Here is a 21,545-nt window from a genome sequence, read left to right as displayed (position 1 = left end):
CTTGCGGTCAGGCGACGCTCATCTGCTGGTTCGCGCTCAGGAAATCGCCGATCACATGGGCGAACTGGGCGTCCTGCTGGGCCAGGAACAACTGCGCGCTCAGCATACCGTCCTTTGACCCGCAATCGAACCGTTTGCCGATAAAGCGATAGCCCGCCACGCTTTTGCTGCCGATATCGGCGGCAATCGCATCGGTCAGCTGGATTTCCCCGCCCGCACCCGGTTTCTGGCGGCGCAGGGTGTCAAAGATGCCGCCGTCAAGGATGTAGCGGCCGACCACGGCGGTGGTGGAGGGGGCCAGATCGGCATCCGGTTTTTCGACCAGCCCGTCGCAATAGGCCAGCGCATTGTCATGCTTGGCAATCGACAGCACGCCATAGCTCGAAACCGTTTCGCGCGGCACTTCGAGGGTGGCAAGCATATGGTCGACCGGCGCGGTCTTGTAGGCCTCGATCATCTGGCTCAGGCAGCCCTTGCCGCTGAGGATCAGATCGTCCGGCAGCAGCACGGCGACGGCCCCCGGCAGCGCGTGTTCGGCGGCACAAAGGATCGCATGGCCAAGGCCGAGGGGCTGGTGCTGGTGGACAAAGACGATGTCATGCTTGCTTTCGTCCAGGGCGGCATCATGCAGCTGCTGGGCCAGTTTGTTCTTTCCGCGCTGGCACAAGGTCTCGCCCAGGGCGATGTCATGCATCACGTAATGTTCGATGGCGGATTTGGAGGGGTGATTGACAAAGATCATCCGTTCGATCCCGGCATCTCGGGCTTCGTCGATCACATATTGGATCAATGGTGTGTCGAGAACAGGCAACAGCTCTTTCGGAACCGCCTTTGTTGCAGGCAGAAAACGGGTGCCCATGCCGGCAACCGGAAAAATCGCTGTGCGCACTGTCTTTGTCATTTCGTTTCACTCCTGTTTCCAACACTCGGAAAGAGGTAAGGCTGCAGGTGCAGAAAGTCAAAAAAACCGGGCCGCGCGCCTGCTTGATAAATGCGCAGAACCGCCGAGCGCCACGGCTCAGGGATGGCGGATATCGGCTTTCCAGGTCGGAAAATCACAACATTTCAATATATTAAACCTGCGGTGTTGCGCTGCGGCACCCGCGCAGGGGATGAGCAAGGATTGCGCGTCATTCCGCGGATTGCCTAAAAAATATGCGAAATTCGGACGGGATCAGGGCGAATTCCGGCTTTCTCGGCGTCGCGCATTGAACTGACACAACATCCCGTTAGGTCAGTAGCTGAGCATGAAGAGCGGATGCATGGATCGGTCCCGGCCAGGGGCCGCGTCGATGTATTGGCACAAGAGGAGTTCAAGATATGACAGCAGAAATCAAGATGCTGCCGACCCAGGAACAACCCTATGCCCGGATTGCGGTGATCGGTGGTGGCGCATGGGGGACGGCGCTGGCCAGCGTTGCGGCAAAGGCGGGCAGGGCGGTGCAGCTTTATGCGCGCGACCGGGCGACTGTTCAGTCGATCAACAGCTCTCATGTGAATGCAAAGTATCTGCCCGAAATCGCATTGCCCCCGTCCCTGACCGCCACGGACGATCTGGAGGTTGCGCTGAACGGCGCGGATGCGGTGCTGCTGGTGGTGCCCTCCGGCGCGGTGCGTGCCATGGCATCGCGCATTTCCGGTCTGGTCAAACATGGCACGCCGGTGGCGATCTGCACCAAGGGGATCGAACCCACGACAGGCTATCTGATGTCCCAGGTCGTCTCGGAAGAGATGCCGCATGTGCCCGTGGGCACCATTTCCGGCCCCACCTTTGCGCGCGAAACAGCGCTGGGCCATCCGACGGCGGCCACCGTCGCCTTTGAATTCAGCCACAAGGACCGGCTTGAGCCCTCGCACAGCCCCGCCGCGCGGCTGGCGCTGTCGATGAGCACGGGCTTTTTCAAAACCTATATCTCCGACGATCTGGTCGGGGTCGAAATCGGCGGCGCGGTGAAGAACGTGGTCGCCATCGGCTGCGGCATGATGACGGGTGCGGGATTTGCCGAGAACACCCGCGCCGCGCTGATCACGCGGGGCCTTGACGAGATGAAGGTGCTGGCAGAGGCGCTGGGCGGCAGGCGCGAGACGGTCACCGGCCTGGCCGGGACCGGCGATCTGACCCTGACCTGCTCCAGCCAGACCTCGCGCAACATGTCGCTGGGGGTGCAGTTGGGTCAGGGCATCCCGCGCGATCAGTGTTTCGACGGCGCGCCGGTGGTGGTCGAGGGCGAGGCCAATGCCCGCTCCGTCATTGATCTGGCGAAACGGGTCCGGGTGGCAATGCCGATCTGCGAGACGGTGTTCGGCATCCTGCACGAGGGGCGCGATCTGAACGCGGCATTTGCAGAGCTCTGGACCCAGCCGATCTCGGCAGAGCCGCGGGCGATGGACCTGACCCTGAACAACCCGGCGCATAAATCCATGACCCGTCTCGACGGGGGGGTGGCCTGATGGATAAGCCATTTGTACTGGCCACCGATCTGGACGGCACCTTTCTGGGTGGCACCCAGGCCGACCGCCGCGCGCTTTATCGCTGGATCGAAGACAACCGGGACACGGTTGGTCTGGTCTTCGTCAGCGGCCGGGACCCGGAATTCATCCACAAGATGTGTTCCTCCAATGAGCTGCCCTGGCCCGAATATGCGGTCTGCGACGTGGGCACCAGCATCGCCCGGGTGCATCCGCAAAAGGGGATCACGCCGATCGACACGCTGGAACGCGAAATCGCCGCGCAATGGAACGACAGCGGCGATGCGGTGCGCGCGGCGCTGAAATCTTTCCCCGGGCTGACCGAGCAGAAGACCGCCTTTCGCTACCGGGTCAGTTTCGATTATGATCCCGAAAGCTACGATCCGCGCGCGGCGGAGGTGATTGACGGCATGGGCCATGATGTCCTGATTTCGGACAACCGCTATCTGGACGTGTTGCCGCGCGGGGTCAGCAAGGGGCCGTCGCTGTTGCGGCTGCTGGAGCACCTGTCGCTGCCGCCCGAACGGGTTCTGGCCGCCGGTGATACGCTGAACGATCTGTCGATGCTGGTGGCGGGCACACCCGCCGTCGCTGTCGGCGGGTCAGAAGCAAGGTTGATCGAGGCGCTGCCGGATCTGCCCCGGATACACCACGCCAAGGGCATCGGCGCAGCCGGGATCGTCGAGGCCATGATCGCTTTTGATCTTCATCCCGATGCAAAGGAAATACTGACTGATGTCATCTGATCTGGTCATCGTGTACCATCGCCAGCCCTACGAAGAAGTCGAGGAAAACGGCAAGACGGTCCTGCGCGAGAACAAGAGCCCGAATGGCATTGTGCCCACGCTCAAAAGCTTTTTCGGCACCGCCGAACATGCCACCTGGATCGCCTGGAAACTGGCAGAAGACCCGGCCAACCCCGGTTTCGAGAAAGTGGTGGAGATCAACGACAATCACGGCACCTACAATGTGTCCCGCCTGCCGCTGACCGAGGCCCAGGTCAAAAGCTTTTACCATGTCTCCTCGAAGGAGGCCTTCTGGCCGATCCTTCACAGCTTCAAGGAAAAGTTCAATTACGATCCCGTCGACTGGCCCACTTTCCGCGAGGTGAACTGGGCCTTTGCCGAAGCCGCCGCGCGCGAGGCGGGCAAGGGCGCGCGGGTCTGGGTGCATGATTACAACCTCTGGCTTGTGCCGGGCTATCTGCGCCAGTTGCGGTCGGATGTGACGATCAGCTTTTTCCACCACACGCCGTTTCCGGCGGCGGATATGTTCAACGTGCTGCCCTGGCGGCGCGAGATCGTGGACAGCCTGCTGAAATGCGACATCATCGGCTTTCACATCCCGCGCTATGCCTCGAACTTCGTGGCGGTTGCCAATTCGCTCTTCGATCTGGACGATATCACCATCGGCCATGTCGCCCCCGAGCTGGTGTCGGACGGCACCGCGCTGAGCGAGCGGCGGGTGCCGACCTCGATCACCCAGGACGGGCGCAAGATCGCGATCAGCTCCGCCTCTGTCGGGGTCAGCGCCGCCTATATCTCGGGGCGGTCGGAGGAGCCGGAACTGAAGCAGAAAGCCCGCGAGATTCGCGAGGGCATGGGGGATGAGCGGCTGATCCTTTCGGTCGGGCGCACCGATTACACCAAGGGTGGTGTGGACCAGCTGGAAAGTTTCGAGCGGGTGCTGGAAGACAACCCGGACCTGCGCGGCAAGATCAGGCTGATGCATGTCTCGGTCAGCGCCGACCGGAAAATGTCGGCCTATGCGCGCACCCAGACCGGGATCGAGGAAACCGCAGGCCGGATCAACGGCCGCTTCGGCACGCTGGAATGGCAACCCATCGCGCTGATCTCGCGGGCGATTCCGTTCGAGCAGCTGTTGTCCTACTACATGGCGGCGGATGTGGCCTGGATCACGCCGCTGGTGGACGGGATGAACCTGGTCTGCAAGGAATTTGTCGCCGCACGCAGCGACGGGGACGGGGTTCTTGTCCTGTCGGAATTTGCCGGTGCGGCGGTGGAATTGCATTCGGCGGTGATCACCAATCCGTTTTCGCACCGGTCCATGGACAATGCGATCCTTACCGCGCTGGAGATGCCCGAGGAGGAACGCCGCGCGCGGATGGTCGAACTGCGCAAGGCGGTGTTCCGCTATACGCTGGATGCCTGGGCGGAGGAGCACAAGCACCAGTTCGACGTCTCGCATGCCGTGAATTCTTGACCCTTCGTGTCGAATTTTCCGGGTCATGTCAGGGGGGCGTGTCAGGCAATTCCGCCCCAGACCGGACCTTTGGTGCGGTATGGGGCGAGGGCAGGTGAGCGGACTTTGCTGCCATGTCCAACATCCGAAACAGGTCGCGCCCGAACCGAGGGGCGGAAGCGAAGCGCCCGCCCCGTGGGGGCGGTTCGGGCGCTGCCAAAGCTTTGCTTTGGCAATGGGTTTGGACTTTTAGTGCACAGGCTCGGTGCGCTCCCGCCCTTCGCGGCACTTCTCACGAATGACCACTTGGCCCCTCGCCGGGTCGGGCGGTTTACGCATCTGACATGACGCCAAATCCGCCTGACCCCTTTTCTATGTCCATGCATCGGCTATGGTGGCGGGCATGAAACGGGTATCGTCATTGCGAAAGATCCTTGTCGGGCTGGCCTGCTGGCCTGCCATCGTGATGGCGCAGGGTCTGCCTGATCCGGTGACCGACAGCGATTACCGCCCCGTCGACCTGGAAGAGGCGCGGCTGGGGCAGTTGCTGTTCTACGATCCGGTCCTCTCGGGGAACCGCAGTGTTTCCTGCGCAAGCTGCCACCACCCGGATTTCGGCACCAGTGACGGGGTGTCCTTGTCTCTGGGGGATGGCGGTATCGGGATGGGGCCCGAGCGCAGGGCCGACCCGGACAACCTGCCGGAAGAGCGCATTCCGCGCAACGCGCCGGGGCTGTTCAACCTCGGCGCTCACCAGTTCACCTCCCTGTTTCACGACGGCAGGCTTGAGGCCGATCCGGACTGGCCCGGCGGGCTGCGCACGCCGATGGACGCCGACATGGTGACCGGCTTTGCCTCTGCCCTGTCGGCGCAGACGATGTTTCCGGTCCTCAGCCGGGACGAGATGGCCGGATCGCACCGCGAGAACGACGTCGCACGTGCGGTGCGGCAGGGGGTGATCACCGGGCCCGGCGGCGCCTGGGACCTGATCGCGCGCCGGGTCGCGGCACTGCCCGCCTATGCCGGGCGTTTCGCGGCGGTCTATCCGCATGTGAAGGGCCCGGATGACATCGCCTTCACGGATATTTCCAACGCGCTTGCCGCATTCATGGAGCATGAGTGGCGCTCCGATACCGCGCCCTTCGATGCGGTCCTGCGTGGCGAGGCGGTGCTTGAGGGCGCGGCACGAGCCGGGATGGAGCTGTTCTATGGCACAGCCGGCTGTGCCGGTTGCCACAGCGGCCCCTTCCTGACCGATCATGATTTTCACGCCATGGGCGCGCCGCAGATCGGCCCCGGCAAATCCGCCAGTTTCGAGGACAATGACCGCGACGAGGGCCGCTTTCGGGTGACGGGGGATCCGGCGGACCTTTATGCCTTTCGCACGCCGTCGCTGCGCAATGTGGCGCTGACGGCGCCCTATGGTCACGCGGGCGGGCATGGTGATCTGCGGGCCTTTGTCGCCGCCCATGCGGACCCGGCGGCGGGGCTGGCGGGGTATGACGAAGGGCAGGCCGTGCTGCCGCGTTTCGAGGCCGAGGATTTCACCGTGATGCATGACCCTGATCAGCTTGCCGCGATTCTGGCGGCGGTCCGGGTGCCATCGGTGCAGCTTTCCCCGGAAGATATCGCTGCAATTGTCGCCTTTCTGGATACGCTGACCGACCCGGTGGCAATCGACGGGCGGCTGGGCATCCCCGAAACCGTGCCCAGCGGATTGCCGGTGCAGAAGTAGCGGGACCTGACTCTAGGTAATAAGAAACCAGAAGGTTCGCCATGTGGACCCCAGTGCATTGTTAATAAACATTTTTGTTTGGTTAACACCGCGCGCGGGGCGGGGTGCCTCGCTAGGGCTTTTCGATGAGGTGGGTCATGCCCGTGCCGAGGTTATGTGCCGTGCTGCTGCCATCGGGCCAGGTGACCGTGACTTTCGCACTCTCCGCCGTGCCCAATCCGAAATGACGCGGCAGCATCTGACCGCCCGCGTGACCGCCGCCGATCACCTGTTGCAGGGATTGCCGCAGCGGGCCGCTGCGCAGGTCGATCACGGCGCCAATGGCATCGCGGTTGCCATCCTTCTGCTTCAGTGTAATGCCAATCCAATGGCCCGTCTCGGGGGTCACGTTGCGATAGATCTCAAGCGGGGCGCGGCGGTTCAGCACCAGCAGGTCAAGCCGCCCGTCGCCATCGAAATCCGCCAGCGCCGCGCCGCGTGACCGTTTGACGGTGGCCACCCCGGCCTCTGCCGCGCTTTCGGTGAAAGTGCCGTCGGCTTGTTGCATCAGCAGGTTGTTGGGGTCGCGGGTGGCCAGGCCCGGCATCTGGTCCACGTTGCCTTTGGCAATGAACAGGTCGGCGCGGCCGTCATTGTCCACATCGCCGAATTCGGCGTGCCATCCGGTGGAGGGGCGTCCGTCACCGCCGGTATGGGGCCGCTGGGCATAGGTGCCGATGGCATAGGGGGCGGCGGCATAGGTGCCGTCGGGCTGGGCGATCTGCAACAGCTGGTCGCCCATGGAGGTCAGCATCACCTCGTCCGCGCCATCCCCGGTAAGATCGCGCGAGGCGATCCCCATGCCCCAGAGCGCCACGTTCTGCCAGCCGTCCTCCGGCCCCAGAAAACGGCGCTCCGCGATGTCCCACATCTGTTCATGGCCGCCCTTGACGTAATAGTGCCGGTCGTTGGAGATGCGCAGCGTCTGGCGGCCCCGTGCATCCCGTGCTGCCAGCATCGACAGGGGACAGAAGCCCGGCGTGAGCGGCGCGGCTTCATATCCGCCTGCGACGGGGCGCAGAATGGTGTTTTCATCGCAGGCCTCGAAAGGGCCATCGGGGTCGTTGCGGTCCACATAGTTGCCGATGGCCAGGGTCGGGCGGCTCTCACCGGCCTCCCACCATGCGGTGAAAGCCGTGCTCCACCGAGTATCGGCTGGAATGCCCCATTGCGCGGTGGCATCCGCAAAGCTGCAATCGGCACCGCCGCGCAGGGCGATGTTCTGGCCTGCGCGCAGAACGAAAAGGTCCATCCGCCCGTCGGCATCCATGTCGATGGGATAGGCCCCGGTGACGCCGGTCAGCGGGGGCAGGGGGGCGGCTTCAAACCGGAAATCACCCCGGTTGCGGATCAGGGTGGCAGGGGCCTCTCCGCCTGCGGCAAAGATGTCGGGCAGGCTGTCGCCGTCGCAATCGAAAACCGCGACGCCGCCGCCGACAAAATGTTCCCAGCCGCCGGTATAGCTGTGCGCGGGCAGGGCGCCGGACATGTCCTCGAACAGCGGGCCGGCCTGGGCCGTGGTGCCGATGAGGCAGGCGAGCAGGAGCGCGCGTTTCATGTTGTCTCCCCTTCTCCGCCGATCAGCGTGTCGGTCAGTGCCGCGAGCGCCAGCGCGGTGGCGCCCCGCGCCCAGACCAGATCGCCCCAGGCGTGGATCGCCACTTCGCAGGGGGCGCGGCCCTCTGACAGGGTCAGCTCCTGCATCTCCGTCAGCACTTCGGTGGCATAAAGGTAGTCGTATTGCATCCGCTCCCCCGAGAGGATGATCAGCTCAGGATCGAACAATTGCACGACATTTGACAGGCCGACAGACAAATACCGCCCGGCGCGTTCAAAGATGGTGCGTGCGGCGCGGTTCCCGGCCTTGGCATTCTGGAACAGGGTTTCAAGCAGCATCTGGCTGCTTTGCGGTGTGTCGGTGCCGGGGCCGAGGGCGGTTGCGGCCTCGCGCGCCAGCGCATAATCGGCCAGATAAGCCTCAAGACAGCCGCGCTGGCCGCAGCGGCAGAGCGCGCCGTCTAGCTGCACCTTGGTGTGACCCAGTTCCAGGCCCATGCCCCGCGCGCCGCGATAGAGGCGGTTGTTCAGCACCAGCCCCATGCCGACGCCGTTTTCGATGGTCACCACCGCGAAATCGCTTTTCTGCCGTCCTTCGCCGAACCAGAGTTCCGCAAGGGTCAGCATATTGGCGTCATTGTCGATATAGACCGGCATGTCGAAGCGCGTTGCAAAAGCCGCGCGCAGGTTCTGGTCGCGTTCGGACAGCAGGGCCGACCAAGCGATGGTGCCGGTATCGAATTCGACGATGCCGGGCATGCCGATGCCGACGGCGCGGATGTCGGCAAGGGCCTTGCCGCTCTCGGCAAGTATCCGGTCGATCAGCGCGCCGATCTCTTCCATCAGCTGCGGCATGGAGTGAACGGCCTGGGTGGTGGGCAGCGCGGTGTCCGCCAGGATATTGCCCGCAAAATCGGTCAGCACCGCGGTGTGCCGGTTGTAGGACAGCTTGATCCCGATGACATGGGCCGCGTCGGGCACGACCTGCAACGCGACGGGGGGGCGGCCGCGCCCGGCCTCCCGCGTCATGCCGGTGACCTCGCGCAGCAATCCCGCCGCAATCAGGTCTGCCGTGAGGGTGGTGGCGGAGCCTGCGCTGATATCAAGCGCGCGGGTGATGTCGGCCCTTGCAGCGGAACCGGATGCGCGTACATAATCGAAAATCTGGACACGCAGCGGGGTGTTAGCTGCCCGCCCTTTGCTCAGTTGCGGCCCGCATCCTTGCAGCGGGCTCTCTGCGAGATCAGTACTATGGCCGTCCATAAATTCAGTCTCTAAACATAAATAACCCGTCAATGGGCCGCTTCTTATGATTTTGGCGAAGACTTTGGCGTTTGGGAAGGAAAATCTGTGAATATAAGAGCGTTTTGAGAATTATTATTTTGACAGCTAAAATAAATTGAGCGACCTTATTCTCAGGGTCAACTGACTCGCCTCCTGCGCGACAGGGGGAATCATAAGGGAGGACGACATGTTCAAAAAAATGCTCGCGGCTGGCGTTGCGGTCGCAGGTTTCACATCATTCGCCTGGGCGGATAGTCACAGCATGACGGTCGGCGTGAGCTGGTCGAATTTCCAGGAAGAGCGCTGGAAAACCGATGAGGCCGCAATCAAGGGCGCTCTGGAAGCTGCCGGCGCGACCTATGTCTCTGCCGATGCGCAATCATCCTCGGCCAAGCAACTGTCGGACGTGGAAAGCCTGATCGCCCAGGGCGTCGATGCGCTGATCATTCTGGCGCAGGACAGTGCCGCGATCGGCCCCGCCGTGGATGCCGCCGCGGCCGAGGGGATTCCGGTTGTCGGTTATGACCGGCTGATCGAAGACAGCCGCGCCTTCTATCTGACCTTCGACAACGTGGAAGTGGGCCGGATGCAGGCCCGTGCCGTGTTCGAGGCGCAGCCGGAAGGCAATTACGTGATGATCAAGGGCTCGCCCACCGATCCGAACGCGGATTTCCTGCGTGGCGGCCAGCAGGAAGTGCTGCAGGAGGCCATCGACGCGGGCAAGATCACCATCGTCGATGAAGCCTATACGGACGGCTGGCTGCCTGCCAACGCGCAGCGCAACATGGAGCAGATCCTGACGGCGAACGACAACAACGTCGATGCGGTTGTCGCCTCCAACGACGGCACCGCCGGTGGCGTTGTCGCAGCGCTGACCGCGCAGGGCATGGAAGGCATCCCGGTTTCCGGTCAGGACGGCGACCACGCCGCGCTGAACCGCGTCGCCAAGGGGACACAGACCGTTTCCGTCTGGAAGGACGCGCGCGAGCTGGGCAAGGCTGCGGGTGAAATCGCTGTGGCCCTGGCAGGCGGCACCGAAATGTCTGCCGTCGAGGGCGCGCAGGAATGGACATCGCCGGGCGGCACCGTGCTGACGGCAAAGTTCCTGGCCCCGGTGCCGGTGACCGCCGACAACCTGACCGTCGTGACCGACGCGGGCTGGATCACCCAGGAGGCCCTGTGCCAGGGCGTGACCGACGGTCCGGCACCCTGTAACTGACCGCGATCCGGGGGCGGCCCTCGCCGCCCCCGAGATATCATTCAGCCGCGCGCCGCGCAGCTGATGCACACCCCCTGATTCCGCACCGCGCCGCACGGCCCTGCAGGGGCCCGTCGCGCCATATGCGAAGGCCATAGACATGACCGATTCCACGACCGACACCCGGCCAAGCCCGACAGCCCCCAAACGCAGCTTTCTGAACTCGCTTGAGATCGACACCCGTTTGCTGGGCATGATCGGGGCTTTCATTCTGGTGGCGCTGGTATTCAACGTATTGACTGACGGGCGTTTCCTGACGCCGCGCAACATCTTCAACCTGACGATCCAGACGGCTTCGGTCGCGATCATGGCGACGGGGATGGTCTTTGTCATCGTCACGCGCCACATCGACCTGAGCGTCGGCGCGATCCTCGCGGCCTGTTCGGCGCTGATGGCGATGACGCAGGTGCGCTGGTTGCCGGGCCTCGGGCTGGAGATCGGCCATTGGGCAATCCCGTGGATCGCCATCACCGTGGGTGTGATCTTTGGCGGGATGATCGGAGCCTTCAATGGCTGGCTGATCGGATACCAGGGCATTCCCGCCTTTATCGTGACGCTGGGCGGTTTCCTGATCTGGCGCAACGTGGGCTGGTATCAGACGGCGGGCCAGACCATCGGGCCGCTGGACAGTACCTTCATGACCTTCGGCGGCATCAACGGAACCCTTGGCGGACCGCTGAGCTGGGGGCTGGGTGTCATCGCCATTGCGGCCACCGTGATCCTGATCTTCAACGCCCGCCGGGTGAAGGTGGCGCATGACTTTCCGGTCAAGCCGCTTTGGGCCGAGGTGACGCTGGCGGTGATCGCCACCGCTGCCATTGCGGGGTTCATCGCGATCCTGACCAATTACGGCGTGCCGGAGCGGGTGGTGGCGCGCGACCCGGCAAAATACGGTTGCGAGGTGGCCGAGGGCTGCAACCCTGTCTACGGGCTGCCGATTTCGGTGCTGCTGCTGCTGGGCATCGCGGTTGTGATGACCGTGATTGCGCGGCGCACCCGCTTTGGCCGCTATATCTTTGCCACCGGCGGCAACCCGGATGCGGCGGAGCTGTCGGGGATCAATACGCGGTTCCTCACGGTCAAGATCTTTGCCCTGATGGGCGTGCTCTGCGCCATTTCCGCCATCGTCGCCTCTTCGCGGCTGGCAAACCATTCCAACGACCTGGGCACGCTGGACGAATTGCGCGTGATCGCGGCGGCAGTCATCGGCGGCACCGCGCTGTCGGGGGGGATCGGCACGATCTATGGCGCGATCCTGGGCGCGCTGATCATGCAGTCGCTGCAATCGGGCATGGCGATGGTGGGGGTCGATGCGCCCTTGCAGAACATCGTGGTGGGCGCGGTGCTGGTCTTTGCGGTCTTTATCGACATTCAGTATCGCAAGAGAATGGGGGCCAAGTAAATGACGACACCTTTGGTCGAAATGAAGAACGTCTCCATCGCCTTTGGCGGGGTGCAGGCGGTGGACAATGTCAGCATCAACCTGCACGCAGGCGAGGTGGTGGGGCTGCTGGGCCATAACGGGGCCGGAAAATCGACCCTGATCAAGATGCTGTCGGGGGCCTACAAGATGGATTCCGGCGAGATCTGGATCGAGGGCAAACGTGCCACGATCCATTCGCCCCGCGACGCCCGCGACTACAACATCGAGACGATCTACCAGACGCTTGCGCTGGCCGATAATCTGGATGCCGCCAGCAACCTGTTTCTGGGACGCGAGTTGATCACCGGGCTCGGCTTTGTCGATGACGACCGGATGGAGGCGGAGACGCGCAAGATCATGGCGCGGCTCAACCCCAACTTCAAGAAGCTGAAAGAGCCGGTGTCGGCCCTGTCGGGCGGGCAGCGCCAGTCGGTGGCGATTGCCCGCGCGGTCTATTTCAACGCCAGGATCCTGATCATGGATGAACCCACGGCGGCGCTGGGGGTGCATGAAACCGCGATGGTGGCCGAACTGATCCAGGAGCTGAAGAAACAGGGGCTGGGCATTTTCCTGATCAGCCATGACACCCGCGAGATGATGGAGCTGTGCGACCGCGTGGCGGTGATGAAGAACGGCCAGATGGTCGGCACCGAAAGGGTCGAGGATGTGACGGAGGATGACATCCTGTCGATGATCATCCTGGGCAAGAACCCGCGCGAGGCCGCCTGATGTTCATCGGCCTTGATCTGGGAACATCCTCGCTGAAGGCGATCCTGATAAACGACGCGCATGAGGTGCTGGCGGAACATGCGGTGCCGCTGAGCGTGCAGCGCCCCGGCACAGGCTGGTCCGAGCAGGACCCGCAAAGCTGGTGTGATGCGGCGGTGCAGGCGCTGGGCGCCCTGGCGGCGGCGCATGATTGTTCGGGCGTCGCGGGCATCGGCCTGTCGGGGCATATGCATGGGGCCACGCTGATCGGTGCCGATGACGCGCCGCTGCGGCCCTGCATGCTGTGGAACGACACCCGCAGCCATGTGCAGGCCGCCGCGATGGATGCCCAGCCGCAGTTCCGCGAGATCACCGGCAACATCGTCTTTCCCGGCTTTACCGCGCCCAAGGTTGAATGGGTGCGCGAAAACGAGCGGGCGGTTTTTGACAGGATCGCCAAAGTGCTGCTGCCCAAGGATTACCTGCGCCTGTTCCTGACCGGCGAACATGTGTCGGAAATGTCCGACGCCGCCGGAACCGCCTGGCTGAACACCGGCACGCGGGACTGGTCCGATGATCTGCTGGCGGCGTGCCATCTTGGCCGCGCGCAGATGCCGACGCTGGTCGAAGGGTCGGAGGTTTCGGGCCGGCTGCGTGCCGATCTGGCGGCAGAGCTGGGCCTGCCGCGCGCGGTGGTGGCGGGCGGTGCCGGGGACAATGCGGCAGCGGCCATCGGGGCAGGGGTGGTGCGTGATGGCACCGCCTTTTTGTCGCTGGGCACCTCGGGCGTGCTCTTTGCCGCCAATGACGGCTATCGCCCCGACCCGGAGACAGCGGTGCATACCTTCTGCCATGCGGTGCCGGATACCTGGCACCAGATGGGGGTGATCCTTGCGGCAACCGATGCCCTGGAATGGCTGGCGCGGCTGACCGGGCAATCGGCGGCCGATCTGACCCGCGATCTGGGAAATGTGCAGGCTCCGGGCCGAACGCTGTTCCTGCCCTATCTGGGCGGCGAGCGCACACCACATAATGATGCGGCGATCCGGGGGCAGTTCCTGCATCTGGATCACGCCACCGATGCCCGCGCGGCGGCCCGTGCGGTATTGCAGGGGGTCAGCTATGCCTTTGCAGACTGCAACCTCGCCCTGGGGGCAACCGGCACGCGGATCGAAAGCGCGCTGGCGCTGGGCGGCGGGGCACGGTCGGATCATTGGCTGTCGATGCTGGCCAGCACCCTGGGCTTTCCGCTGGAGGTGCCGCAGGCGGGCGATTTCGGTGCGGCCATGGGTGCGGCGCGGCTGGGTCAGATGGCCGCGACCGGAGCCGGGGCGGAGATTGCCGCCAAACCCCCGATCGCGCGCAGCATGGCACCTGACCCGGCCCTGAGCGATGCGATGGCCGATGGCCATGCGCGTTACCGGGCGGCCTATGCGGTGATCCGGGATCTGGACTGAGGGCTGCGGCCTGATCCGGCCAGCGCGCCGGGGGTGATGACCCTTTGAGCGCTTGCCGGGCCTTGCCGCGCGCCGGAGTTTTTGAAAACTCCGGTCCGTTTTCTTTGAAGAAAACGTAAGGTTGGCGGCAGCGCTTCTGCCAAAGTCCGGCGCTTTCGGCTGTCGTTTTCCTGACCGTGCCTCGCCGCGCGCCGGAGTTTTTGAAAACTCCGGGGCCGTTTTCTTTGAAGAAAACGTAAGGCTGGCGGCAGCGCTTGTGCCTGGGTCCGGCGCTTTCGGCTGTCGTTTCCCTGACCGTGCGTTGCCGCGTGCCGGAGTTTTTGAAAACTCCGGTCCGTTTTCTTTGAAGAAAACGTACGGCTGGCGGCAGCACTTGTGCCTGGGTCCGGCGCTTTCGGCTGTCGTTTTCCTGACCGTGCCTCGCCGCGCGCCGGAGTTTTTGAAAACTCCGGGTCGTTTTCTTTGAAGAAAACGTTACGCTGACAGGCGCGCCTTCACCTCGGCGCGGATCTTTTCAGCCGCCTTTTCCTTGACCGGGCCGTAGCCGCGGATTTCCATCGGTGCGGCGAGCAGGGCCAGTTTGTCCTCCTCGGGCAATGCGCTGCGGGCCACCTGGTCCAGCAGATCCGCGTACCAGCCGATCAGCGCCACTTCCAGCCGCCGGTCCGCCCCGTAGGAAAACACATCCGCCCAGCTGCCGCGCAGGCGTTTCATCCGGGCCAGCAGGCGGAAGGCAGACCCCATCCAGGGGCCAAAGCTCTTCTTGAAGGGGCGGCCACGGGTGTCACGGCCGGTGGGCCAGATCGGCGGGGCGAGGTGATGTCTGACCTTGTAATCGCCCTCGAACTCCTCGGCGATGCGCGCGGCAAAACCGGTCTGACTGTGCAGGCGGGCGACCTCGTATTCGTCCTTGTAGGCCATCAGCTTGAACAGCGATTTCGCTGCCGCGCGCTGCATGGCATCGGTCGCGCCGGTATTGGCGAAACGGGCCAGTGTCTCAGCGTAGCGGCGGGCATAGGCGGTGTCCTGGTAATCGGTCAGGAATTCCATGCGCCGGTCGATCAAGCCCTGAACCGTCTCATCCGGCGGGGTCGGTTGGGGCAGGGCCAGCTTATCCGGGTCCGCCGCCATGACGCGGCCATAGGCAAAGGCGTCCTTGTTGCGGTCGGGGGCCACGCCGTTCAGCTCGATCGCCTGATAAAGCGCGGTGAGCGAGACCGGCACCAGACCCTTCTGCCAGGCAAAGCCCAGCATCATCACATTGGCAAAGACGGCGTCGCCCATCAGCCGTTCGGCCATGGCATTGGCATCGAAGGCAGAGAGGTTCCCGGCACCGACAACGCCCGCGATGACCGCCTCGCGCCTGTCCATCGCCAGATCGGCATCGCGGTTCAGCACCAGGTCGCCGGTGGGCATTTCCGCCCGGTTCAGCACGATCCGTGTGCCCCTGCGGTAATGGGCCGAGGCCTTGGGTGCGGAGCTTACCACCATGTCGCAGCCGATCACCGCGTCGGCGTGGCCTTCCTCGATCCGGACCTGATGCACATCATCGGGCCGGTTGGCGAGCCGCACATAGCCCAGCACGGTGCCGAATTTCTGCGCGAAACCGGTGAAGTCGAGCACGGAGGCGCCCTTGCCCTCCAGATGCGCCGCCATGGAGATCAGCGCGCCCACGGTCACCACGCCGGTGCCGCCGACACCGGTAACCAGCAGGTCATAGGGCTCGTCAAGGCGCGGCATCTCGGGGTCGGGCAGCGCGGCGGCCATCTCGGCCACGTCGAAACCGGCACCGGACTTGCGGCGGCGGGTGGCCCCTTCGATGGTCACGAAAGAGGGGCAGAAGCCGTTGAGGCAGGAATAATCCTTGTTGCAAGTGCTCAGGTTGATCTGGCGCTTGGTGCCGAATTCGGTCTTTTTCGGTTCCACGCTCAGGCAGTTGGATTCCAGCGAACAATCGCCGCAGCCTTCGCAGACCAGATCGTTGATCATCACGAACTTCGGCGGATCCTCAAGCGTGCCGCGCTTGCGCTTGCGGCGTTTCTCGGTGGCGCACATCTGTTCGTAGATCAGGACGGTGACGCCCGGAATCTCGCGCAGCTCGCGCTGTACCGTGTCCAGATCGCGGCGGTGGTCAAAGGTGGTCCCCATGGGAAAGTCGCCCTGCGTGAACTTTTCCGGCATGTCGGAGACAATGGCGATGCGGGTGACCCCCTCGGCCCGCGCCGCCTGCGCAATGCCGCTGACAGAGACCGGGCCGTCCACCGGCTGGCCGCCGGTCATGGCGACGGCGTCGTTGTAGAGGATCTTGTAGGTGATATTGGTCTTGGCGGCCACGGCCTGCCGGATCGCCAGCGAACCGGAGTGATACCAGGTGCCTTCCCCAAGGTTCTGGAATACATGCTTGCCGCCGTTGAACATCGAGGTGGCGATCCAGGGCACGCCTTCGCCGCCCATCTGGGCAAAACCGGCGGTGTCGCGGTCCATCCAGGAGGCCATGACGTGGCAGCCGATGCCGGAATTGGCGGTGGAGCCTTCGGGCAGCCTGGTCGAGGTGTTATGCGGGCAACCCGAGCAGAAATAGGGCGTGCGGGTGGCGCCGGGCACGTTGAGCAGGGTGGGTGGCGTGTCGGTCAGGGCGCGGGCCTTGTCCTGCAGCCCCTCGCCGGGGAAGAAGGCATGCAGCCGCGCGGCGAGGATCGGCACCAGTTTCAGCGGCGACAGCTCGCCGGTCCAGGGTACCAGTTCCTCCAGGTTCTCGTCGTGCTTGCCGACCATGCGCGCGGGCTTGGAGCCGGGCCAGTCGTAAAACGCTTCCTTGAACTGGCTTTCGATGATGCCGCGCTTTTCCTCGATCACCAGCACTTCGCGCTTGGAGCGGACAAAGGCCAGCGCATCGCGCCGGGCCAGCGGCCAGACCATGCCGACCTTGTAGATGTCGATGCCAAGCGCGCGGCAGCGGTCCTCGGTCAGGCCCAGCAGGCGCAGCGCCTCCATCAGGTCGAGATGCCCCTTGCCGGTGGTCACGATGCCGAAGGAGGCGCCGGGCAGGTCGTAGATGCGCCGGTCGATGGGGTTGGCCTCGACAAAGGCTTCGACCGCCTCAAGCTTGTCGTGCAGGCGGGTTTCGATCAGCGGCGAGGGCAGATCGCCCAGCCGTACATGCAGCCCGCCCTGTGGCGCGGTATAGTCGGGCTGGACGAATTCGCGGTCCGGGGCCAGATCGACGGAGGCACCGGATTCCACCGTTTCGGAAATCGCCTTGAACCCGACCCAGGTGCCGGTGAAACGCGACAGGGCAAAGCCGTATTCGCCGAAGGTCTGATATTCGGCAACGCTGGCCGGGTTCAGCGTGGGCATGAACCAGGCCATGAAGGCCACGTCGGATTGATGCGGCATGGAGGAAGAGACGCAGCCGTGATCGTCACCCGCCACCACCAGCACGCCACCCTTGGGGGCGGAGCCATAGGCGTTGCCGTGTTTCAGCGCATCGCCCGAGCGGTCCACGCCCGGTCCCTTGCCGTACCACATGGAAAAGACGCCCTCGACCTCCGCATGGGGGTCCAAATGGGCCTGCTGCGCGCCCAGAACGGCGGTTGCACCAAGGTCTTCGTTCACCGCAGGCAGGAATTTGATGCGGCCCGCGTCCAGGCGCGACTTGTTGCGCCACATCTCCTGATCCAGACCACCCAGCGGGGAGCCGCGATAGCCCGAGACGAAACCGGCGGTGTTCAGCCCCGCCGCCTGATCGCGCCGTGATTGGTCCAGCATGATGCGCACCAGTGCCTGCGTGCCGGTCATGAAGACGCGCCCGCGCGGCAGCGCGTAGCGGTCGTCCAGCGCATAGGTGGAAAAATTCTGGTCCTGCTTGGTCATGTGAAATGCCTCCTGAAAGGTCAGTTTAGCGCAGTTTTTCCGGTATTTGCTGTCTATTCTCGCTTCGTCCCTTGTGATATCCGGGTGAATAATTCATCAGTACGCCATATGGTGAACAAATAATTCAGGAAGGCAGATGGAAGCCATTGATCGCAAACTTGTGCGCCTGCTGCAGCAGGACGCCCGTCAGTCCAACGCACAGCTGGCGGAAAAGTTGAATATCTCTGCATCGGCCTGCTGGCGGCGGGTCAGGGCGCTGGAAGAGGCGGGGGTGATCGAACGCTATGGCGCGATGGTGAATCCGGCTGCGATGGGCCTTGGGTTCGAGGCGATCGTGCATGTGCATCTGACCCGCCACGACACCCAGGCGCTGGCGCGCTTCATCGCGGCGGTGCAGCTGCGCGAGGAAGTGACGGAGTGTTTTGCCACCACGGGGCAGGCGGATTATCACCTGCGGGTGCTGTGCCGGGACATCGACGCCTACAATACCTTCCTCGAAGATTTCCTGTTTGTGCAGCCCGCCGTCAACTCGGCGCAGACCAATGTCGTGCTGCGGCGGATCAAGTCGAATGCGCCGCTGGGCGGCTGAGCCCTGTCACCGGCTGGTATTTCTTGCCCGACAGGCGCGCGCCGCTTGACATCGCGGCCCAGCTTGGGCCTTTTGCCAGAAATTCAAAACCGGAGGACTCCCCATGATGAAGACCCGTGCAGCCGTCGCCGTTGAGGCAGGTAAACCGTTAGAGATCATGGAAGTGAACCTCGAAGGGCCAAAGAAGGGGGAGGTGCTGGTCGAGATCAAGGCGACCGGGCTTTGCCACACCGATGAATTCACCCGTTCGGGCGACGATCCCGAAGGCATCTTTCCCGCGATCCTGGGCCATGAGGGTGCCGGTATCGTGCTGGAAGTCGGCGAAGGTGTGACGACGCTGGAACCGGGCGATCATGTGATCCCGCTTTATACGCCGGAGTGCCGGCAGTGCGAATATTGCCTGTCAGGCAAGACCAACCTCTGCCAGGCGATCCGCGTGACACAGGGGCAGGGGCTTTTGCCGGACGGAACCACGCGGTTCTCCATGCTGGATGGCACGCCCATCCATCACTACATGGGCTGTTCCACCTTTGCCAATCACACGGTGGTGCCGGAAATCGCATTGGCCAAGGTGCGCAAGGATGCACCTTTTGACAAGATCTGCTATATCGGCTGCGGCGTGACAACGGGGATCGGGGCGGTCATCAACACCGCCAAGGTCGAGATCGGGGCGCGCTGCGTGGTCTTTGGCCTTGGCGGCATCGGGCTGAACGTGATCCAGGGGCTGCGCCTGGCGGGTGCGGACCAGATCGTCGGCGTTGACCTGAACGACGACAAGGCCGAGATTGCGAAGTATTTCGGCATGACCGACTTCGTCAATCCCAACAATGTAGAGGGTGACATGGTCGCGCATCTGGTCGAACTGACCGGCGGCGGGGCGGATTACTCCTTTGATGCGACGGGCAACACCAAGGTGATGCGTACCGCGCTGGAAGCTGCACATAAGGGATGGGGCGAAAGCATCATCATCGGTGTGGCCGCTGCCGGGGCCGAAATTTCCACCCGTCCCTTCCAACTGGTGACCGGGCGGGTCTGGCGCGGCACGGCCTTTGGCGGTGCAAAGGGCCGGACCGATGTGCCGCAGATCGTCGATTGGTACATGTCCGGAAAAATCGAGATCGACCCGATGATTACGCATAAATTGACCCTGGATGAGATCAACTACGGCTTCGAGTTGATGCATGAAGGAAAGTCCATTCGCGCGGTAGTTGAATTTTAACGGATGACTTTATCGTCACATATGCTATAATGCTGCCGAAAGACCTGTTTTGTTTCGCAACCCGTAGCGCGAAGCAAAACAGGGTCTGAACGACTCCAAGGTCTGAACGGCCTTGTGTTCCGGTGCGAGTGTGGCGCTGTATGCGGCCTGCGAAAATTCAATAATGTTAATCCTTACGCCTACAACTTGCAGGCGAGCGGCACATTTTGGGCGTTTTTCCCACCGGTTCCGTGGCATTTCCGAGGTTTGGCCCCCGGAAGTGCCTGATTTTGCGGGCTACGTAAATTTAATTAAGATTCAGTTAATAGAACGGGTCCAATCCGTAATATTGAGAAATCTCGTCAAAATTTATTCGGATTCTCCGCCTACAACCATAGGGGTACTGGTTTGGAGAAGTGAAATGACCAATTTTAGGAAATCCCTGATCGCGGCGATTCTGCCCATTACGATGACAAGTGTTCCGGCACAGGCTCAGATCATTGATATCGATCTTGACCTGGGGGCCCTTCTGGGTGTCGGCCTTTGTATCGGGGGGGGATGTGACGACGATTTTGAATCGCCCGATGACGAACTGACACTGGCAGGCACAAATGTCAGTATTCTGTTCAACGATACCTCGGTGTCGCCCGCGCCCCTGAACGACTGGCGCATCAATATCAACGACAATGATCCGACCGGCGACAGCTATTTTGCCATCACGGATGTCACCGGGGGCCAGCAACCCTTCCGCATCATGGCGGGGGCGCCGGGCAACGGCTTTATCCTTGATGACACCGGCCATGTCGGTCTGGGCACGCAATTCCCGATGCGGGATCTGCACCTGACGGCCACCGACAGCCCCGGTATCCGCCTTGAGCAGACCGCCGGTGGGCCGGGAGCCCAGATCTGGGATGTGGTTGCCAATGAAAGCAACTTTCTGATTGTGGATGTGACCCACACCAAGATTCCCTATGTCATTGAAGCGGATGCGCCCAATGACAGCCTGATCATCACGGAAACGGGCAGGGTCGGTTTCGGTGTTGCGGCACCGGAGGAGCAGCTTCATATCCGCTCGAACGCGCCGGATACTGATGCATTTGCCCTGTTCGATGCCAATGGCAGCGGCTCCGATGCGGCCTTCCGGCTGCGCCAGAACGGTCTGATCCCGACAACCTGGGAATTCCGCAACCAGCAGGATTCGGGCCGTCTGAATATCGGCATTGCGGGCGGGAACACACCGCTCAAGATCGACGATCAGGCCGACAACAACCTGCTGCGTCTTGGCTCGAACACTGAAACCGATGTGGTCCGGATTACCGGGCGTCTGCTGGTAAACGATGTCGCGCTTTCCGTGCCGGACTATGTGTTCAAGGATGACTACGTGCTGCGGCCCCTGTCAGAGGTGAAGGCATTCATTGATCAGAACAGCCACCTGCCGGAAGTGCCCTCTGAAAAGGACATCGCGGCTGGCGGCGTGGACATGACCGGCATGCAGATGGCCCTGCTGAAAAAGGTCGAGGAACTGACCCTCTACACCCTGCAGCAGGAAGATGCGATCACGGCGCAGAAACAGGAGAACAGCGATCTGCGTGATCGTCTGGCCCGGGTCGAGGCGCTGCTGACCGAATAAGGACGACGGCTGACAGCCAACCGGTCCTGTGAAAGGACCCACGCGGCATCCATTTGAATTTCGGCCCATGATCCGGGGCCAGAAATGAAAATGGGTGCCGCTTCTTGCGTTTAGGATTGCGCC

17 protein-coding genes are annotated in these 21,545 nt (G+C 63.1%); 13 read left to right on the top strand and 4 right to left on the bottom strand.

Annotated elements, in window-relative coordinates:
- Nucleotides 1-7: 7 nt before the first annotated feature.
- Nucleotides 8-901 (bottom strand): UTP--glucose-1-phosphate uridylyltransferase, encoded by an 894-nt coding sequence (locus tag O4H53_RS20465; RefSeq protein ID WP_269366778.1) that lies wholly within the window; start codon nucleotides 899-901, stop codon nucleotides 8-10.
- 90 nt (nucleotides 902-991) lie between these two features.
- Between O4H53_RS20465 and O4H53_RS20460 the strand changes: the two genes are divergently transcribed.
- The 5 genes from O4H53_RS20460 to O4H53_RS20440 all read left to right on the top strand — a co-directional run bounded on the left by O4H53_RS20460 (nucleotide 992) and on the right by O4H53_RS20440 (nucleotide 6,406).
- Nucleotides 992-1,150, top strand: coding sequence for a hypothetical protein (locus tag O4H53_RS20460; RefSeq protein ID WP_269366776.1), 159 nt, complete (start codon nucleotides 992-994; stop codon nucleotides 1,148-1,150).
- A gap of 170 nt (nucleotides 1,151-1,320) precedes the next feature.
- The gene (locus tag O4H53_RS20455) at nucleotides 1,321-2,451 is read left to right on the top strand and encodes an NAD(P)H-dependent glycerol-3-phosphate dehydrogenase (protein ID WP_269366774.1); all 1,131 of its coding nucleotides are present in this window, start codon (nucleotides 1,321-1,323) and stop codon (nucleotides 2,449-2,451) included.
- Nucleotides 2,451-3,215 (top strand): HAD-IIB family hydrolase, encoded by a 765-nt coding sequence (locus O4H53_RS20450; RefSeq protein WP_269366772.1) that lies wholly within the window; start codon nucleotides 2,451-2,453, stop codon nucleotides 3,213-3,215. Before O4H53_RS20455 ends, O4H53_RS20450 begins: the two co-directional genes overlap by 1 nt.
- The gene (gene ggpS / locus O4H53_RS20445; RefSeq protein ID WP_269366770.1) at nucleotides 3,205-4,692 is read left to right on the top strand and encodes a glucosylglycerol-phosphate synthase; all 1,488 of its coding nucleotides are present in this window, start codon (nucleotides 3,205-3,207) and stop codon (nucleotides 4,690-4,692) included. The genes O4H53_RS20450 and ggpS overlap by 11 nt, the downstream gene beginning before the upstream one ends.
- Nucleotides 4,693-5,074: 382 nt before the next feature.
- Entirely contained in the window at nucleotides 5,075-6,406 is a 1,332-nt protein-coding gene (locus O4H53_RS20440; protein ID WP_443069622.1) for a cytochrome-c peroxidase, read from the top strand.
- A gap of 112 nt (nucleotides 6,407-6,518) precedes the next feature.
- On the opposite strand, the gene O4H53_RS20435 is transcribed toward O4H53_RS20440, so the two are convergent.
- Together O4H53_RS20435 and O4H53_RS20430 are read right to left on the bottom strand one after the other, a co-directional pair.
- Nucleotides 6,519-8,003 (bottom strand): CRTAC1 family protein, encoded by a 1,485-nt coding sequence (locus O4H53_RS20435; RefSeq protein ID WP_269366768.1) that lies wholly within the window; start codon nucleotides 8,001-8,003, stop codon nucleotides 6,519-6,521.
- Nucleotides 8,000-9,265: an ROK family protein gene (locus tag O4H53_RS20430; protein ID WP_269366766.1), complete on the bottom strand. Its 1,266-nt coding sequence runs from the start codon at nucleotides 9,263-9,265 to the stop codon at nucleotides 8,000-8,002. The genes O4H53_RS20435 and O4H53_RS20430 overlap by 4 nt, the downstream gene beginning before the upstream one ends.
- A gap of 208 nt (nucleotides 9,266-9,473) precedes the next feature.
- Here O4H53_RS20430 and xylF point away from each other — a divergent pair, with 208 nt between their 5' ends.
- The 5 genes from xylF (at nucleotide 9,474) to O4H53_RS20405 (ending at nucleotide 14,598) form a co-directional block, all read left to right on the top strand.
- Nucleotides 9,474-10,505, top strand: coding sequence for a D-xylose ABC transporter substrate-binding protein (gene xylF, locus O4H53_RS20425; RefSeq protein WP_114275931.1), 1,032 nt, complete (start codon nucleotides 9,474-9,476; stop codon nucleotides 10,503-10,505).
- Nucleotides 10,506-10,644: 139 nt separating this feature from the next.
- Entirely contained in the window at nucleotides 10,645-11,946 is a 1,302-nt protein-coding gene (locus O4H53_RS20420; RefSeq protein ID WP_269366763.1) for a sugar ABC transporter permease, read from the top strand.
- A complete protein-coding gene (locus O4H53_RS20415; RefSeq protein WP_269366761.1) occupies nucleotides 11,947-12,696 on the top strand; it encodes an ATP-binding cassette domain-containing protein in 750 nt (249 codons plus the stop codon).
- Entirely contained in the window at nucleotides 12,696-14,132 is a 1,437-nt protein-coding gene (xylB, locus tag O4H53_RS20410) for a xylulokinase (RefSeq protein ID WP_269366760.1), read from the top strand. The genes O4H53_RS20415 and xylB overlap by 1 nt, the downstream gene beginning before the upstream one ends.
- A gap of 121 nt (nucleotides 14,133-14,253) precedes the next feature.
- Entirely contained in the window at nucleotides 14,254-14,598 is a 345-nt protein-coding gene (locus tag O4H53_RS20405) for a hypothetical protein (protein WP_269366758.1), read from the top strand.
- 8 nt (nucleotides 14,599-14,606) lie between these two features.
- Here the strand turns inward: O4H53_RS20405 and O4H53_RS20400 are convergent, their stop codons facing one another.
- Nucleotides 14,607-18,005 (bottom strand): indolepyruvate ferredoxin oxidoreductase family protein, encoded by a 3,399-nt coding sequence (locus O4H53_RS20400; RefSeq protein WP_269366757.1) that lies wholly within the window; start codon nucleotides 18,003-18,005, stop codon nucleotides 14,607-14,609.
- Nucleotides 18,006-18,141: 136 nt separating this feature from the next.
- Between O4H53_RS20400 and O4H53_RS20395 the strand changes: the two genes are divergently transcribed.
- The 3 genes from O4H53_RS20395 to O4H53_RS20385 all read left to right on the top strand — a co-directional run bounded on the left by O4H53_RS20395 (nucleotide 18,142) and on the right by O4H53_RS20385 (nucleotide 21,422).
- The gene (locus tag O4H53_RS20395; RefSeq protein WP_114275926.1) at nucleotides 18,142-18,594 is read left to right on the top strand and encodes an Lrp/AsnC family transcriptional regulator; all 453 of its coding nucleotides are present in this window, start codon (nucleotides 18,142-18,144) and stop codon (nucleotides 18,592-18,594) included.
- Between the two features lie 106 nt (nucleotides 18,595-18,700).
- Entirely contained in the window at nucleotides 18,701-19,813 is a 1,113-nt protein-coding gene (locus tag O4H53_RS20390) for an S-(hydroxymethyl)glutathione dehydrogenase/class III alcohol dehydrogenase (protein ID WP_114275969.1), read from the top strand.
- Between the two features lie 400 nt (nucleotides 19,814-20,213).
- Entirely contained in the window at nucleotides 20,214-21,422 is a 1,209-nt protein-coding gene (locus tag O4H53_RS20385; RefSeq protein ID WP_269366754.1) for a hypothetical protein, read from the top strand.
- The last annotated feature ends 123 nt before the right edge of the window (nucleotides 21,423-21,545 follow it).

The sequence above is a fragment of the Sulfitobacter sp. G21635-S1 genome, assembly GCF_027213915.1.
Classification (GTDB): domain Bacteria; phylum Pseudomonadota; class Alphaproteobacteria; order Rhodobacterales; family Rhodobacteraceae; genus Sulfitobacter.
The sequence above is the reverse complement of the archived record's forward strand: the minus strand, read 5'-3'. Positions and strand labels throughout refer to the sequence as shown.

Coding starts and splice junctions, on each gene's coding strand:
- O4H53_RS20465 (WP_269366778.1), bottom strand. CDS start 901: ATGACAAAGACAGTGCGCACAGCGATTTTTCCGGTTGCCGGCATGGGC.
- O4H53_RS20460 (WP_269366776.1), top strand. CDS start 992: ATGCGCAGAACCGCCGAGCGCCACGGCTCAGGGATGGCGGATATCGGC.
- O4H53_RS20455 (WP_269366774.1), top strand. CDS start 1,321: ATGACAGCAGAAATCAAGATGCTGCCGACCCAGGAACAACCCTATGCC.
- O4H53_RS20450 (WP_269366772.1), top strand. CDS start 2,451: ATGGATAAGCCATTTGTACTGGCCACCGATCTGGACGGCACCTTTCTG.
- ggpS (WP_269366770.1), top strand. CDS start 3,205: ATGTCATCTGATCTGGTCATCGTGTACCATCGCCAGCCCTACGAAGAA.
- O4H53_RS20440 (WP_443069622.1), top strand. CDS start 5,075: ATGAAACGGGTATCGTCATTGCGAAAGATCCTTGTCGGGCTGGCCTGC.
- O4H53_RS20435 (WP_269366768.1), bottom strand. CDS start 8,003: ATGAAACGCGCGCTCCTGCTCGCCTGCCTCATCGGCACCACGGCCCAG.
- O4H53_RS20430 (WP_269366766.1), bottom strand. CDS start 9,265: ATGGACGGCCATAGTACTGATCTCGCAGAGAGCCCGCTGCAAGGATGC.
- xylF (WP_114275931.1), top strand. CDS start 9,474: ATGTTCAAAAAAATGCTCGCGGCTGGCGTTGCGGTCGCAGGTTTCACA.
- O4H53_RS20420 (WP_269366763.1), top strand. CDS start 10,645: ATGACCGATTCCACGACCGACACCCGGCCAAGCCCGACAGCCCCCAAA.
- O4H53_RS20415 (WP_269366761.1), top strand. CDS start 11,947: ATGACGACACCTTTGGTCGAAATGAAGAACGTCTCCATCGCCTTTGGC.
- xylB (WP_269366760.1), top strand. CDS start 12,696: ATGTTCATCGGCCTTGATCTGGGAACATCCTCGCTGAAGGCGATCCTG.
- O4H53_RS20400 (WP_269366757.1), bottom strand. CDS start 18,005: ATGACCAAGCAGGACCAGAATTTTTCCACCTATGCGCTGGACGACCGC.
- O4H53_RS20395 (WP_114275926.1), top strand. CDS start 18,142: ATGGAAGCCATTGATCGCAAACTTGTGCGCCTGCTGCAGCAGGACGCC.
- O4H53_RS20390 (WP_114275969.1), top strand. CDS start 18,701: ATGAAGACCCGTGCAGCCGTCGCCGTTGAGGCAGGTAAACCGTTAGAG.
- O4H53_RS20385 (WP_269366754.1), top strand. CDS start 20,214: ATGACCAATTTTAGGAAATCCCTGATCGCGGCGATTCTGCCCATTACG.